Raw genomic sequence first — 13,574 nt, forward strand, 5'->3', positions numbered from 1 at the left:
GTAGATGGAGATCAGCCCCAGGAGAAGCCGTTGTCGCTCTCGTCCGTCTGCGTGGCCGTGACCGTGGTCGCCTGTACGTCGCCGGCGCTGACGGTCGAGGTGTCGGCGGGGGCCGGCTCGGCGGCGAGGACGAGGGTCAGCGCGGCCGCGGCGGGGACGAGCAGGGCGAGGACGGGACGGACCTGAATGCGGGCGAACATGGCGAAACGGGCGCTGCTGGGCATGGCGGGACTGCCTTCCTGGCGGTGCGGGCGAGGGATGTCGGGGCGGGGTCTCCGGGTGTCGCTCCCGGGGTTTCTCCGGGGTGTCGTTCCCGGGTTTCTCCGGGCGGCTCCGACAGGTCCAAGACTGGCCCGCCAGGGGTGCCCTGTCATCGGAGACCGGCTGGCGCCAAGTGCGTGGCCGCTAGGAGCCAGGCCTTTCGCGCGCCCGCCGCGCGCCGCTGACCAGGGGCTTTCCGGGAGGCGTCACGTTGCTGCCAGGCGGAAGGTGCCGGACGGTCGTCATCTCGCCGTACGGACACCCCTGCGGGACCGGCCGCGCGCCCCCCGGGTACGCCGCTCCGGCCCCGCCGGAAGCCCCGCCGGACGTGGTGGAAACGCCGGACGTGGTGGAGACGCCGGACGTGGTGGAAACGCCGGACGTGGTGGAAACGCCGGACGTGGTGGAAACGCCGGACGGCCGCACCCCCGGTGGGGTGCGGCCGTCCGGCTCTGTCGTGGATCCCCCGCGGGGGCGGGCTCAGCCGTTGGGGCGCTGGAGGCGCGCCACGAACTTGTAGCGGTCGCCGCGGTAGACCGACCGTACCCACTCGACCGGCTCGCCGTCGGCGTCCAGCGAGTGCCGGGAGAGCATCAGCATCGGCAGGCCCACGTCCGTACCGAGCAGTCCGGCCTCGCGCGGGGTGGCGAGGGAGGTCTCGATGGTCTCCTCGGCCTCGGCGAGGTGCACGTCGTACACCTCGGCGAGGGCGGTGTACAACGAGGTGTACTTCACCAGCGAGCGGCGCAGCGCGGGGAAGCGCTTCGCGGAGAGATGGGTGGTCTCGATCGCCATCGGTTCGCCGCTCGCGAGGCGCAGGCGCTCGATGCGGAGCACCCGTCCGCCGGCCGAGATGTCGAGCAGTCCGGCGAGCGTGTCGTCGGCGGTGACGTAGCCGATGTCCAGGAGCTGCGAGGTGGGCTCCAGGCCCTGGGCGCGCATGTCCTCGGTGTACGAGGTCAGTTGCAGCGCCTGGGAGACCTTGGGCTTGGCCACGAAGGTGCCCTTGCCCTGGATGCGCTCCAGGCGCCCCTCGACGACCAGCTCCTGCAGGGCCTGGCGCACGGTGGTGCGCGAGGTGTCGAACTCGGCGGCGAGCGTGCGCTCCGGGGGGACCGGTGTGCCGGGCGGCAGGGTCTCCGTCATGTCGAGCAAATGCCGCTTGAGTCGGTAGTACTTGGGCACGCGCGCGGTACGCGTGGGCGTACTGCCCTCCGGCTCCGTGCTGCCCGCGTCCGTGGCCATGGCCTGCCTTCCCGACTCCTGTGCTGCTGCCGTCACCGGCTCCTCCGTCTGTCGCGGCTCACATGGTGGCACGGACCGGTCACGGGTCGTCGCCCTCCCTCAGGTGTCGGTCCGATAACGGACGCGACTGCCCTTCTTATACACCCTTGACACCCCTAAAGGTCTAGGCCAAGCTCCGGGTACTGGTCTAAACCATTAAAGACCAGGTCCCAGCCCCACGAGCACTACCCGACGTATGTCTTCGCGCGGTGGGCAGGGGTTGCAGGCATCCCTGAGGAGGGTGGCGTGAAGCGCAAGCTCATCGCGGCGATCGGCGTCGCAGGCATGATGGTCTCTATCGCTGCGTGTGGTTCCGACAGTGACAACGGCAAGGACGGCGCCAAGGCGTCGGCCGGGGGCGACAAGACTCTGACCGTCTGGGTCATGGACGGTTCCGCGCCGGACGCGTGGATGACCGAGGTGAATAAGGCCTTCGAGGCCAAGCACCCGGGCGTCAAGGTCAAGGTCGAGAAGCAGATCTGGAACGGCATCCAGGAGAAGGTCACCACCGCCCTCTCCGAGGACACCCCGCCGGACGTCCTGGAGCTCGGCAACACCCAGACCGCGGGCTACGCCGTGACCGGCGGCCTCGCCGACCTCTCCGGCGACAAGGCCACCCTGGGCTACGACGCCTGGAACAAGGGCATGGTCGCCTCCAACGAGCTGGACGGCAAGCTCTACTCCGCCCCGTGGTACGCCGCCAACCGCGTCGTCGTCTACGACAAGGCCGCCTTCAAGAAGGCCGGTGTCACCCCGCCCAAGACCCGCGCCGAGTGGATCGACGGCCTGAAGAAGCTCAAGGCGTCCGACCCGAAGTCGCAGGCGATCTACCTGCCGGGCCAGTCCTGGTACGTCCTCGCCGGCCTCATCTGGGACGAGGGCAGCGACCTCGCGGTCAAGGACGGCGACAAGTGGAAGGGCAACCTGTCCTCCCCCGAGGCCGTCAACGCCATGAACTTCTACAAGGAGCTGGCGTCCTACTCCACCGCTCCGAAGGACAAGGACGAGGCGACCCCGCAGCAGTCCACCGACATCGTCCCCAAGGGCGGCGTGTCGTCCTGGATCGGTCTCGGCTGGGAGGCCGGCGGCGCGATCGACGCCATGAAGAAGGCCGGCAAGACCGCCGACTTCGGCTACTTCCCGATCCCGGGCAAGACGGCCGACAAGCCCGGCTCCGTCTTCCTCGGCGGCTCGAACCTCGCCATCGCCGAGCGGTCCAAGAACAAGGACCTCGCGAAGGAGTGGCTGGCGCTCGCCGCCGGCAAGGACTTCATGACGAAGTACGCCACCGCCACCGAGGGCGCGCTGCTGCCGAACACCGACGCCGCGCAGTTCAAGCCGGCCGCCGGCTCCTTCGCCGAGGCCATGGCCGCCTCCTCCGCCTCCGGCAAGGTCACCCCGGTGACCCCGGGCTGGGCGAACGTCGAGACCGCCCCCAACCCGATCAAGGACTTCATGACGAAGGTCCTGAAGGGCGAGGACGCCAAGACCGCCGGTGAGGCCGCTGACAAGGTCATCAACGAGCGCATCAACCAGCAGTAGTCAGCAGCACCAGAAACACCCGAAACACCAGCAGTAATCCGTAGCCCGGTGGTGCGGCCGGTCCCGCACCGGCCGCACCATCGGCGCTTCACGAGTGATCAGCGGCCCGCTCCCCCGGGCCGCGCCCCGGTGGGCGCGGGAGCCCCAGAACCGCGAGGAATAAGACCATGACCGTGGACTCCCAGGGGACGGCGACCGCCGATCCTCAGGACGCGCCCGGGAGGGCGGCAGGGAAGTCTCAGACTCCGCCACCCCCTTCGGGCCCGAAGGAAGTCCTTAAGCCTTCGCGCGGCAGACGTTCCCTGCCCAGCGGCTGGCTGCCGTACCTGCTCGTCGCGCCGGCCCTGCTGTCCATGGCGGTGCTGCTGCTCTACCCGCTGGTCCGCAATGTGATCCTCTCCTTCCAGGAGCTCAACCGGAAGGAGTTCATCACCCGGGAGACCGTCTGGACCGGCTTCGACAACTACACGGCCCTGCTGAGCGACCCGGACTTCTGGACCGTCGTCGTCCGAAGCGTCGTCTTCACCGCCGTCAACGTCGCCCTCATCATGGCGATCGGCACGGGCATAGGCCTGCTGCTCAACCGCCTCGGCAAGAAGATGCGCCTGGTCCTCTCGCTCGCCCTGATGTTCGCCTGGGCCATGCCGATCGTCGCCTCCGTCACGGTCTTCCGCTGGCTCTTCGACGAGCAGTTCGGCGTCGTGAACTGGCTGATGCGCACGCTGGGCTTCGACGGCTACGACCAGCACAACTGGTTCGAGACCGGGTTCTCCACCCTGGTCATCATCATGATCCTGCTGGTCTGGGGCTCCATCCCGTTCGTCGCCCTCAACATGTACGCCGCCCTGACCACCATCGGGTCCGAGCTGTACGAGGCCGCGAAGATGGACGGCGCGAGCGGCTGGCGCACCTTCTGGGCCGTGGTCTTCCCGAACCTCAAGTCCTTCTTCATGATCACGACCTTCCTGGAGATCATCTGGATCTTCAAGGCGTTCGCCCAGGTCTACGCCATGAACCAGGGCGGCCCCGACCGCGGCTCCGAGACGCTGCCGGTCTTCGCCTACATCGAGGGCGTCGGCCAGTTCCACTACGGTGTCGCCGCCGCCATCTCCATCCTGACGATCGTGATGCTCATCGCGGTCATGTCCTTCTACTTCCGCCTGATCCTGAAGCAGGAGGAGGAGCTGTGAGCGCCACCACCGAGACTCCGCAGAAGCTGCGCACCAGGAGGCCGCTCACGGTCGGCTCGGTCGCCAAGAACCTCACCGCCCTCGTGCTCGCGGTCGTGTTCGTCTTCCCCGTGTACTGGATGTTCTCGTCCTCGCTGAAGCCGCAGCACGAGATCATGACGAAGGACCCCGTCTTCGTCTTCACCCCGACGCTGGACAACTACGCGACCGCCACCGGCGTCGACCTGTTCTGGACGTACGTCACCAACAGCCTCATGGTCACCGTCGGCGCCGTGGTACTCGCCCTGCTCGTCGCGCTGGCCGCGAGCTTCGCGATCGCCCGCATGCGGTTCAAGGGCCGCAAGGGCATCGTCCTCATCGTGATGATGGCGCAGATGGCCCCCTGGGAGGTCATGGTCATCGCGATGTACATGATCTCCCGCGAGAACGACCTGCTGAACAGCATCCCGATGCTGACGCTCATCTACTTCGTCATGGTCCTCCCCTTCACGATCTGGACCCTGCGCGGCTTCATCGCCGCCGTCCCGGTCGAGCTGGAGGAGGCCGCGCAGATCGACGGCTGCACCCGGGGCCAGGCGTTCCGCAAGGTGATCTTCCCGCTGCTCGCCCCCGGCCTGATGTCGACCTCGCTCTTCGGCTTCATCACCGCCTGGAACGAGTTCGCCATGATCCTCATGCTGAACAAGGACAAGGAGTCGCAGACCCTGACGCTCTGGCTCACCCAGTTCCAGACCGCGTTCGGCAGCGACTGGGGCGCCACCATGGCCGCCTCGACGCTCTTCGCACTGCCCGTGCTCGTCGTGTTCCTCTTCCTCCAGCGCAAGGCCGTCGGCGGCATGACCGCCGGCGCGGTGAAGGGATAAGAGCTCCCCATGACCACACTCCTCCACGGCACGGACACCCTGACCCGTGACGCGCTCACGGTGCTCCAGCCCGGGTTCGTCGGCACCACCGCGCCCGACTGGCTGCTCCGCCGCATCGGCGAGGGCCTGTCGTCCGTCGGCCTCTTCGGCCGGAACATCGTCAGCCCCGAGCAGCTCACCGCCCTCACCGCGCAGCTGCGGGCCGAGCGGGACGACGTCCTCGTCGCCATCGACGAGGAGGGCGGCGACGTCACCCGCCTCGAGGTCAAGCAGGGCTCCTCGTTCCCCGGCAACTACGCCCTGGGCAGCGTCGACGACGTCGAGCTGACCAGGGCCGTGGCCCGCGAACTCGGCCGCCGGCTCGCGGCCTGCGGAGTCGACCTCAACTGGGCCCCGTCCGCCGACGTCAACTCCAACGCCGAGAACCCGGTCATCGGCGTCCGGTCCTTCGGGCCGGACCCCGACCTGGTCGCCCGGCACACCGTGGCGTACGTCGACGGCCTCCAGGGCGTCGGCGTCGCGGCCTGCACCAAGCACTTCCCCGGACACGGCGACACGAACGTGGACTCCCACGACGCGCTGCCCCGGATCGATGTGGACCTCGCCACACTGCACGCCCGTGAGCTGGTGCCTTTCCGCGCGGCCGTCGCCGCCGGTACCAAAGCCGTCATGAGCGCGCATATCCTTCTCTCCGCGCTCGACCCCCACCGCCCGGCCACCCTGAGCCCGCAGATCCTCACCGGTCTGCTGCGCCAGGAACTGGGCTTCGAGGGCCTGATCGTCACCGACGGCATGGAGATGCAGGCCGTCGCGGCGACGTACGGCATCGAGCGCGGATCGGTCCTCGCCATCGCCGCGGGCGCCGACGCGATCTGCGTCGGCGGCGGGCTGTGCGACGAGGACACCGTGCTGCAGCTGCGCGACGCGCTGGTGAACGCGGTACGGACCGGTGAACTGCCCGAGGAACGGCTGGCCGACGCCGCGGCGCGGGTACGCGCCCTGGCGACCTGGACCCAGGCGCACCGGGCCAGGGGGGCTGGATCGGTGTCGGGCGCGGCAGTGCAGGAGGGGACCGCGCCCGGCGCCGACATCGGACTCGTCGCCGCCCGCCGGGCCCTGAAGGTGACCCGGGGGGAGCGGCCGTACACCCCCCTGGACAGCGCGCCCTACGTCGCCTCTTTCACTCCCGTCGCGAACTTCGCGGTCGGCGACGAGACCCCCTGGGGCATCGCCGCCGAGCTGGAGCGGCTGCTCCCCGGCACGGAGACCGGCTCCTACGCCGACTCCTCGGTGGACGCCCTCCTCGCCGCGGCGGGGGAGCGCCGGATCGTGGCGGTCGTCCGCGACCTCCACCGGCACGTCTGGATGACCGAGGCCCTCGACGCCCTGGTCGCGGCCCGCCCGGACACCGTCGTGGTCGAGATGGGCCTCAACGAGGCGGAGCCCCGCGGGGCCCTGCACATCGCCACGCACGGCGCCGCCCGCGTCTGCGGCCGCGCGGCCGCAGAGGCCGTGGTCGGCACCGGAGCCTGACGGACCCGCGCGAAGGGGCCCGGCACCTGKCCAGGTGCCGGGCCCCTTCGCCGTGCCCGGCCGTGACCGCGGGTACCGGGTGGATCAGATGCCCTGCCAGGAGGGCTTGTTCGCGAAGGTGTGGCGGAAGTAGTCCGCGAGCTTCAGCTTGGAGGCCGCGGCCTCGTCCACCACGACCGTGGCGTGCGGGTGCAGCTGGAGCGCGGAGGCCGGCACGAGCGCCGCCACCGGGCCCTCCACGGTCTGCGCCACGGCCTCGGCCTTGCCCTCGCCGGTGGCGAGGAGCACCAGGTGACGGGCCTCCAGGATGGTGCCGATGCCCTGGGTGATGACGTGGTGCGGCACCTGCTCGATGTCGTCGTCGAAGAAGCGGGCGTTGTCCACGCGGGTCTGCTCGGTGAGCGTCTTGATCCGGGTGCGGGAGGCGAGCGAGGAGCACGGCTCGTTGAAGCCGATGTGCCCGTCGGTGCCGATGCCGAGGATCTGCAGGTCCACGCCGCCGGCCTCGGCGAGCGCCGTGTCGTACGCCTCGCAGGCGGCCAGGACGTCCTCGGCGGAGCCGTCGGGCCCCATGAAGGCCTCCTGGGAGAGCCCGAGCGGCTCGACGACCTGGCGGAGCACGGTGGAGCGGTACGACTCGGGGTGGCCCGAGGGCAGCCCCACGTACTCGTCCAGCTGGGCGATCCGGGCCCGCGAGGCGTCCACGGAACCGGCCTCGACCTGGGCGATCAGGGCGTCGTAGATGGGCAGCGGAGTCGAGCCGGTGGCCACGCCGAGCAGCGCGTCGGGCTTGCGGCGCAGGAGGTCGGCGATGCCGCCCGCGATGAGCTCGCCGCCTGCCTTGGCGTCCTTGACGATGACAACTTCCACGCTGGGCCTGCCGATCTGGTGAGGGCTGCTGGTGAGGAGCCATGTGGTATAGACCAATCAAAGCCAAATCTAGCAGAGGAGGGGCGCTCCCCTCATGCTGTTCCGCCTCCCGGACGCCCCCACCGCCTCCATCGTCGGCCGCCCGTGTCCCACCAGCCACTCGAACCCCTCGGACCCCGGAGATCAGGCGAGGGAGGGCGGAGGGGGCGATCGGCCCCGGAAAGACCCGCGGGCCGCGGCGCCCGGCGGGACCCTCAGCCCGCCCGGCACCGCAGCCCGGAGTGTGCTCCGGCCGGGGGTGTGCGGTCCCTCGGCCGTGTGGGAGGTCTCGACGCAGTCAGGGCAGAGAGCGCCGGGTACCTCGTTCCATCCTCCTGTGCGGGGAGGATGGAGGTCTATCGCATTCATTGTGGACTAGACCATTCTCGTCTGTCCATCCACAGGAACGCGGTCCTTCCTGGCCCATCCTCCAGTACGGAGCGCCGGAGATCCAGGTTCACCGCCCCTTTATTCCGCGGGTACGCTCGCACCGTGCCCTCCATGAACGACCTCGTGCGCCAGCACACCGCCCTGAGCGACTCCGACCTCGAGTGGCTCCACCTGCTGGTGTCCGAGTGGCAGCTGCTCTCCGATCTCTCCTTCGCGGACCTCGTCCTCTGGGTGCCGACGCTCGACGGCACCCGGTACGTCTCCGTCGCGCAGATGCGGCCGAACACCGGCCCCACCTCGTACCAGGACGACATGGTCGGACACCTGGTGCCACGCGGCCGCCGCCCGCTGCTCGACGCCGCCCTCGACGAGGGCAGGATCGTGCGCGAGGGCGACCCGGAGTGGCGCGAGGAGGTCCCCGTACGGGTCGAGTCCATCCCCGTCCGCCGCGAGGGCCGGGTCCTCGGCGTCATCGCGCGCAACACCAACCTGCTGACCGTCCGCACCCCCTCCCGGCTGGAGCTCACCTACCTCCAGTCGGCCTCCGACCTCGCCCAGATGATCGCGGCCGGGACGTTCCCCTTTCCCGGCGAGCAGGTCGACATGGACTCCTCGCCCCGCGCCGGCGACGGACTCGTCCGCCTCGACGCCGAAGGCATCGTCCAGTACGCCTCGCCCAACGCCCTCTCCGCGTACCACCGGCTCGGCCTCGCCGCCGACCTGGTCGGCCAGCACCTCGGCCAGATCACCGCCGAACTCGCCCCCTCCCGCGGCGCGGTCGACGAGGCCCTGGTCACGCTGGCCTCCGGCTACGCGCCGCGCGAGTTCGAGGTCGAGGGGAACGGCGGCGTCATCCAGCTCCGGGCCATCCCGCTCAAGCCCAAGGGCACCCGGATCGGTTCGCTCGTCCTGCTCCGGGACGTCACCGAACTGCGTCGCCGCGAGCGCGAGTTGATCACCAAGGACGCCACCATCCGGGAGATCCACCACCGGGTGAAGAACAACCTCCAGACGGTGGCCGCCCTGTTGCGCCTCCAGGCCCGCCGGATGGACTCCGACCGGGGCCGCGAGGCCCTCAACGAGGCGGTGCGACGGGTCGGTTCGATCGCCATCGTCCACGAGACGCTGTCCCAGAACCTGGACGAGCGGGTGGAGTTCGACGAGATCGCCGACCGCGTGATCGCCATGGTCGCCGAGATCTCCCCGGGCCGGGTGACCTGCCGGCGCAACGGCCGCTTCGGCATCCTCGACGCCGAGGTCGCGACCCCGCTGTCGATGGTCCTGACCGAAGTCCTCCAGAACGCCCTGGAGCACGCGTTTGCCCCGGGCGACGAGGGCGCCGTCGAGGTCACCGCCGTGCGCGGCGAGCCCAGGCCCGACGCCCGGCTGCTCATCACGGTCAAGGACGACGGCCGGGGCCTGCCCGAGGGGTTCGACCCGCAGCGGGCCGGCAACCTCGGCCTGCAGATCGTACGAACCCTGGTCGAGGGGGAGTTGGGCGGATCCTTCGACATGCTGCCGGGCGCCGAGCGCGGTACGAAGGTGGTCCTCGACATTCCGGTGCAGCCGCAGAAGTAGCGGCGGCGAAAGGGGGGTTCCGCCCAGAACCCCCACCCCCGATCCCCATCGCGGACAGCAGCGAGCCCCGGACCGATAAAGCCGGTCCGGGGCTCGAATGCTGTGGGTTACTGCTGCGCGCTGCGGCTCAAGGGCGGTGAATGCATACGCGATGTATGCGCCGCTCGCCTCAGGCTGTCGGTGGGCGTCAGGCGCTGGCGTTACGCGCCCGGTTGCGAGCGGCACGGCGCTTCATCGCGCGGCGCTCGTCCTCGCTGAGGCCACCCCAGACGCCGGAGTCCTGGCCGGACTCGAGCGCCCACTGCAGGCACTGCTCCATGACGGGGCAGCGGCGGCAGACGGCCTTGGCTTCCTCGATCTGCAGCAGCGCAGGACCGGTGTTGCCGATGGGGAAGAACAGCTCGGGGTCTTCCTCACGACAAACGGCGTTGTGACGCCAGTCCATGGCTGCTACCTCTCTAGGGTGTTACAAGCTGGTTGCTTGTGAATGTGAACGCTTTCACGAATCCCCCCGCAAGGGAAGGGCCGACTGCCAGATGAACTGGTGTGGTCCTAAGACTGAGGAGGGGTTCTGGCTCTCAGTGGAGGCCGGTGTTGCGGGCCGTCCCGATCGCCAAGAAGAGACTCCCAAACCCCGGCAACGGATACAACCCCTTCCGGAAAGTTTTTTTTGATTCCTCGGTGTCGGCTAGGTCACAGCCGTACTTCTAAGGGGTGGATGCGCGCCTAAACGTTCGAGTGAAAGGACTTTGGGCCCTTCCACTCACACAATCACACGCAGTGCACGGCGTACGCCTGTGAACGTCACGCTCGTACGCAGTCCCAGGTGGTCTCCGTCCATCTGCAGAGGGAGGGGGACCTTCGAATGCAAGGTGAAGTCGGTCAGGTCGTGCAGAGTCGTCGCGTGCTTGCCGCGAGGTCCTCGTTCCGGGGTCGAGGTGAGCAGCTGGGTGGCGTACCGGGCCACCGCCGGAGTGGACAGACGGCGCAGTCCGAGGACGTCCAGCGCGGTTTCGAAGGAGGCCTCCGGGGACGCGTACACCGGGCGATTGCCCAGGTAGGTCCAGGGGGAGGTGTTGCAGATTATGGAGAGGACGAGGTCCTCGACCGGCTCGGCGCCGGGGCGCTCCAGGGTGATCGTGCCGTGCCGGCGGTGGGGTTCCTCCAGGAACTGGCGCACCACCTGGCGGAGGTAGAGGGCGTGGGTGGATCTCTTTCCGCGCTCCCGCTGCTGTTCGACCCGGCCGATGACGCTCGCGTCGAATCCCAGACCGGCACAGAAGGTGAACCAGCGGGACGGGACGGATTCGTCCTCCGTGTCCGGGGTACCCGAGGCGAGACCGAGGCTCACCGTGCGTGCCCGCCGCTCACGCAGCGCGTCGAGCAGCGCGCCGGTCGCCTCCACGGCGTCGTTCGGCAGTCCGAGGGCGCGGGCGAACACGTTCGTCGATCCGCCGGGGACGACCGCGAGCCCGGGCAGCCGGTCGGGGTCGGGTCCGCCGTGCAGCAGTCCGTTGACGACCTCGTTCACCGTGCCGTCGCCGCCCAGGGCCACGACCAGGTCGATCGTTCCGGAGTCCGCGGCCCGGCGGCCGAGGTCCCGCGCGTGCCCGCGGTACTCGGTGGTGACCGCCTCCAGCTTCATCTCGCTCGCGAGCGCGTGGATGAGCACGTCACGGGTGCGGGCACTGGTGGTGGTGGCTGCCGGGTTGACCACGAGAAGTGCGCGCATGAGCGCCAGGGTACCTACCCGGCGGTACCTGGTCCCAGTCCAGCCCGCTCCGCGGACACCTCCGGCGGTGCGGGGCCCAGGGGGACACCCGTACCCGCCCGGGACCCGCCGCCGTAGCCTCCCCGGCCCCGGCGGCTCGCTCCCGACCGGCTTCGGCCGGGGCGGCGGGCCCCCGCTACCCTGCCCTGTATGAGCAGTCCCGCTGAGAGCAGCACGGAGCAGACCCCCCGCCCCGCCCGACTCGCCGCCGCGGCGGCCGTCGCCGGGGTCGAGGCCCTCGGCCTGTTCGCGGGGGGCGTCTACATGCTGGTGCACGCGCTGACCGGGAGCTCCGGGGACCTCACCGGCGCGGCGACGGGCGCCGTGACGCTCGTCGCACTCGGGCTGATCCCGCTCGCCGCCGCCCGGGGGCTGTGGATGTGCCGCTCATGGAGCCGCGGCCCGGCCGTGATCACCCAGATCCTGGCCCTGCCGGTCGCCTGGCAGATGCTCCAGGCGAACAGCGCGCTGATCCCGGCCGGCATCGTCCTCGGCGTACTGGCCGTCACCGGGCTCGTCCTCCTGGTGAACCCGGCCACGACCGAGGCGCTCGGCATCCGGCGCCCCGTCCGGGAGAGCTGACCCGGCCGAACGCCGCGGGAGCACCCGGGCCGGGTGTCCCGCCGTCGGTGTCACTCCTCCACGAGGAGCTTCTCCCGCAGCTGCGCGAGGGTCCGCGCGAGCAGCCGGGAGACGTGCATCTGCGAGATGCCGACCTCCTGCGCGATCTGCGACTGGGTCATGTTCCCGAAGAACCGGAGCAGCAGGATCCGCTTCTCCCGGGGCGGCAGGTCCTCCAGCAGCGGCTTGAGGGACTCCCGGTACTCGACCCCCTCCAGGGCCTCGTCCTCCGCGCCGAGGGTGTCCGCGACCGCGGGCGACTCGTCGTCCGTGTCCGGGACGTCCAGGGAGAGCGTCGAGTAGGCGTTCGCCGACTCCAGTCCCTCCAGGACCTCCTCCTCGGAGATCCCGAGCCGCTCGGCCAGCTCGTGCACCGTCGGCGAGCGGCCGTGCTGCTGGGAGAGTTCCGCCGTCGCCGTGGTCAGCGAGAGCCGCAGCTCCTGAAGCCGGCGCGGCACCCGGACCGCCCAGCCCTTGTCGCGGAAGTGACGCTTGATCTCGCCGACGACCGTCGGGGTCGCGTACGTCGAGAACTCGACGCCGCGCTCCGGGTCGAACCGGTCCACCGACTTGATCAGACCGATGGTCGCGACCTGCGTCAGGTCGTCCAGCGGCTCGCCACGGTTGCGGAAGCGCCGGGCCAGGTGCTCGACCAGCGGCAGGTGCATCCGTACCAGCTGGTTCCGCAGCTCGGCCTTCTCCGGGGAGCCCTCCGGCAGCTCACGGAGCGTGACGAAGAGCGCTCGGGCGCCGTTCCGGTCGTGCGGGGCGGGGACGGCGGGCACGTCGTCGGACTCGTCCCCGTCCTCCGGCTCGTCCTTCTCCGCGGGCGCCCCGGCACCGGCGGTCTCCGCGGATGCCCCGGCACCCGCGGAGGTCCCTGCCCCCGCGGCCTCCGTGGACGTACCGGTCCCGGCGGCCGAGGCCGCCGCGGTCCCGTCCGCCCCGGCGGAGCCCTCCGCGCGCCCGGAGCCCCCGGGGGTCCCGGCGGCCTCGGCCGCGCCCGGTGTCCCGGCAACCTCGGGGTGCTGCTCGTGCTCGCTCATCTGGTCCGCCTGCTCCGTAGCGACCTCATACGGCCGTGCCTGCTGCTCAGGGATGCCGGCCGTCGCGTCCCCGCGCCTCACGCCGGGCCTGGCCCCGCGCCGCGCTGTTTGTACAGGCTGATCGAGACCGTGCGGTCGTCGGCCACCGACGACTCCACCTTCCCGGCCAGTGCCGACAGCACCGTCCAGGCGAAGGTGTCCCGCTCGGGCGCCCGGCCGTCGGTGGTCGGGGCGGAGACGGTCACGTCGAGGGAGTCGTCGACCAGCCGGAACACACAGCTGAGGACGGATCCCGGCACGGCCTGCTGGAGCAGGATGGCGCAGGCCTCGTCGACCGCGATCCGCAAGTCCTCGATCTCGTCGAGGGTGAAGTCCAAGCGCGCCGCGAGGCCGGCCGTGGCCGTACGCAGCACGGACAGATAGGCACCCGCAGCGGGCAGCCGGACTTCCACGAAGTCCTGGGTCCCGGGCTCGCCTGCGATCTGGGACACCCTCACCTCCAAGGTGGCACAAGCTCATTCGGGGCTCGGGGGGAGAGGCCCCCGAACCGGGCGGTACGCAGGGGGCTGCGCGGTCCGCCGTGACG

Annotated in this window: 13 protein-coding genes; 6 read left to right on the forward strand and 7 right to left on the reverse strand. The window is 70.4% G+C overall.

Annotation, left to right across the window (positions count from 1 at the left end):
* Positions 1–11 precede the first annotated feature (11 nt).
* Positions 12–224: a hypothetical protein gene (locus EAO70_RS30860; RefSeq protein ID WP_148006117.1), complete on the reverse strand. Its 213-nt coding sequence runs from the start codon at positions 222–224 to the stop codon at positions 12–14.
* Between the two features lie 517 nt (positions 225–741).
* Entirely contained in the window at positions 742–1,506 is a 765-nt protein-coding gene (locus EAO70_RS30870; RefSeq protein WP_148006602.1) for a GntR family transcriptional regulator, read from the reverse strand.
* 285 nt (positions 1,507–1,791) lie between these two features.
* On the opposite strand from EAO70_RS30870, the gene EAO70_RS30875 reads away from it, so the two are divergent.
* From EAO70_RS30875 to EAO70_RS30890, 4 genes are all read left to right on the forward strand, one after another.
* A complete protein-coding gene (locus EAO70_RS30875; RefSeq protein ID WP_148006118.1) occupies positions 1,792–3,087 on the forward strand; it encodes an extracellular solute-binding protein in 1,296 nt (431 codons plus the stop codon).
* Between the two features lie 167 nt (positions 3,088–3,254).
* Entirely contained in the window at positions 3,255–4,277 is a 1,023-nt protein-coding gene (locus EAO70_RS30880; protein ID WP_148006119.1) for a carbohydrate ABC transporter permease, read from the forward strand.
* Positions 4,274–5,140, forward strand: a complete 867-nt coding sequence (locus EAO70_RS30885; protein WP_402115337.1) for a carbohydrate ABC transporter permease — start codon at positions 4,274–4,276, stop codon at positions 5,138–5,140. The genes EAO70_RS30880 and EAO70_RS30885 overlap by 4 nt, the downstream gene beginning before the upstream one ends.
* Positions 5,141–5,149: 9 nt before the next feature.
* Positions 5,150–6,673, forward strand: a complete 1,524-nt coding sequence (locus EAO70_RS30890; protein WP_148006120.1) for a glycoside hydrolase family 3 protein — start codon at positions 5,150–5,152, stop codon at positions 6,671–6,673.
* An 84-nt stretch (positions 6,674–6,757) separates the two neighbouring features.
* Here EAO70_RS30890 and nagB read toward each other — a convergent pair whose 3' ends face one another.
* A complete protein-coding gene (nagB, locus tag EAO70_RS30895; RefSeq protein ID WP_148006604.1) occupies positions 6,758–7,543 on the reverse strand; it encodes a glucosamine-6-phosphate deaminase in 786 nt (261 codons plus the stop codon).
* Positions 7,544–8,083: 540 nt separating this feature from the next.
* Between nagB and EAO70_RS30900 the strand changes: the two genes are divergently transcribed.
* Positions 8,084–9,550: a sensor histidine kinase gene (locus tag EAO70_RS30900; protein WP_148006121.1), complete on the forward strand. Its 1,467-nt coding sequence runs from the start codon at positions 8,084–8,086 to the stop codon at positions 9,548–9,550.
* Positions 9,551–9,737: 187 nt separating this feature from the next.
* Here EAO70_RS30900 and EAO70_RS30905 read toward each other — a convergent pair whose 3' ends face one another.
* Together EAO70_RS30905 and EAO70_RS30910 are read right to left on the reverse strand one after the other, a co-directional pair.
* Positions 9,738–9,995, reverse strand: a complete 258-nt coding sequence (locus tag EAO70_RS30905; protein ID WP_003953983.1) for a WhiB family transcriptional regulator — start codon at positions 9,993–9,995, stop codon at positions 9,738–9,740.
* Between the two features lie 318 nt (positions 9,996–10,313).
* Complete coding sequence (locus EAO70_RS30910; RefSeq protein ID WP_148006122.1) at positions 10,314–11,282, reverse strand: diacylglycerol/lipid kinase family protein; 969 nt, start codon at positions 11,280–11,282, stop codon at positions 10,314–10,316.
* Between the two features lie 189 nt (positions 11,283–11,471).
* On the opposite strand from EAO70_RS30910, the gene EAO70_RS30915 reads away from it, so the two are divergent.
* Positions 11,472–11,903 carry a hypothetical protein gene (locus EAO70_RS30915; RefSeq protein WP_148006123.1) on the forward strand — a complete coding sequence of 144 codons (432 nt, stop codon included), beginning with the start codon at positions 11,472–11,474 and terminating at the stop codon, positions 11,901–11,903.
* A 50-nt stretch (positions 11,904–11,953) separates the two neighbouring features.
* Here the strand turns inward: EAO70_RS30915 and EAO70_RS30920 are convergent, their stop codons facing one another.
* Both EAO70_RS30920 and EAO70_RS30925 read right to left on the reverse strand, forming a co-directional pair.
* Complete coding sequence (locus tag EAO70_RS30920; protein ID WP_261993125.1) at positions 11,954–12,988, reverse strand: RNA polymerase sigma factor SigF; 1,035 nt, start codon at positions 12,986–12,988, stop codon at positions 11,954–11,956.
* A gap of 77 nt (positions 12,989–13,065) precedes the next feature.
* Positions 13,066–13,479 carry an anti-sigma regulatory factor gene (locus EAO70_RS30925; RefSeq protein WP_019889334.1) on the reverse strand — a complete coding sequence of 138 codons (414 nt, stop codon included), beginning with the start codon at positions 13,477–13,479 and terminating at the stop codon, positions 13,066–13,068.
* Between the last annotated feature and the right edge of the window lie 95 nt (positions 13,480–13,574).

It is taken from the genome of Streptomyces sp. adm13(2018) (assembly GCF_008042145.1).
Classification (GTDB): Bacteria; Actinomycetota; Actinomycetes; order Streptomycetales; family Streptomycetaceae; genus Streptomyces.

Bases quoted from the DNA above. Each gene is read 5' to 3' on its own strand.
- EAO70_RS30860 (WP_148006117.1), bottom strand. From the start codon at position 224: ATGCCCAGCAGCGCCCGTTTCGCCATGTTCGCCCGCATTCAGGTCCGT.
- EAO70_RS30870 (WP_148006602.1), bottom strand. From the start codon at position 1,506: ATGGCCACGGACGCGGGCAGCACGGAGCCGGAGGGCAGTACGCCCACG.
- EAO70_RS30880 (WP_148006119.1), top strand. From the start codon at position 3,255: ATGACCGTGGACTCCCAGGGGACGGCGACCGCCGATCCTCAGGACGCG.
- EAO70_RS30890 (WP_148006120.1), top strand. From the start codon at position 5,150: ATGACCACACTCCTCCACGGCACGGACACCCTGACCCGTGACGCGCTC.
- EAO70_RS30900 (WP_148006121.1), top strand. From the start codon at position 8,084: ATGAACGACCTCGTGCGCCAGCACACCGCCCTGAGCGACTCCGACCTC.
- EAO70_RS30905 (WP_003953983.1), bottom strand. From the start codon at position 9,995: ATGGACTGGCGTCACAACGCCGTTTGTCGTGAGGAAGACCCCGAGCTG.
- EAO70_RS30910 (WP_148006122.1), bottom strand. From the start codon at position 11,282: ATGCGCGCACTTCTCGTGGTCAACCCGGCAGCCACCACCACCAGTGCC.
- EAO70_RS30915 (WP_148006123.1), top strand. From the start codon at position 11,472: ATGAGCAGTCCCGCTGAGAGCAGCACGGAGCAGACCCCCCGCCCCGCC.
- EAO70_RS30920 (WP_261993125.1), bottom strand. From the start codon at position 12,988: ATGAGCGAGCACGAGCAGCACCCCGAGGTTGCCGGGACACCGGGCGCG.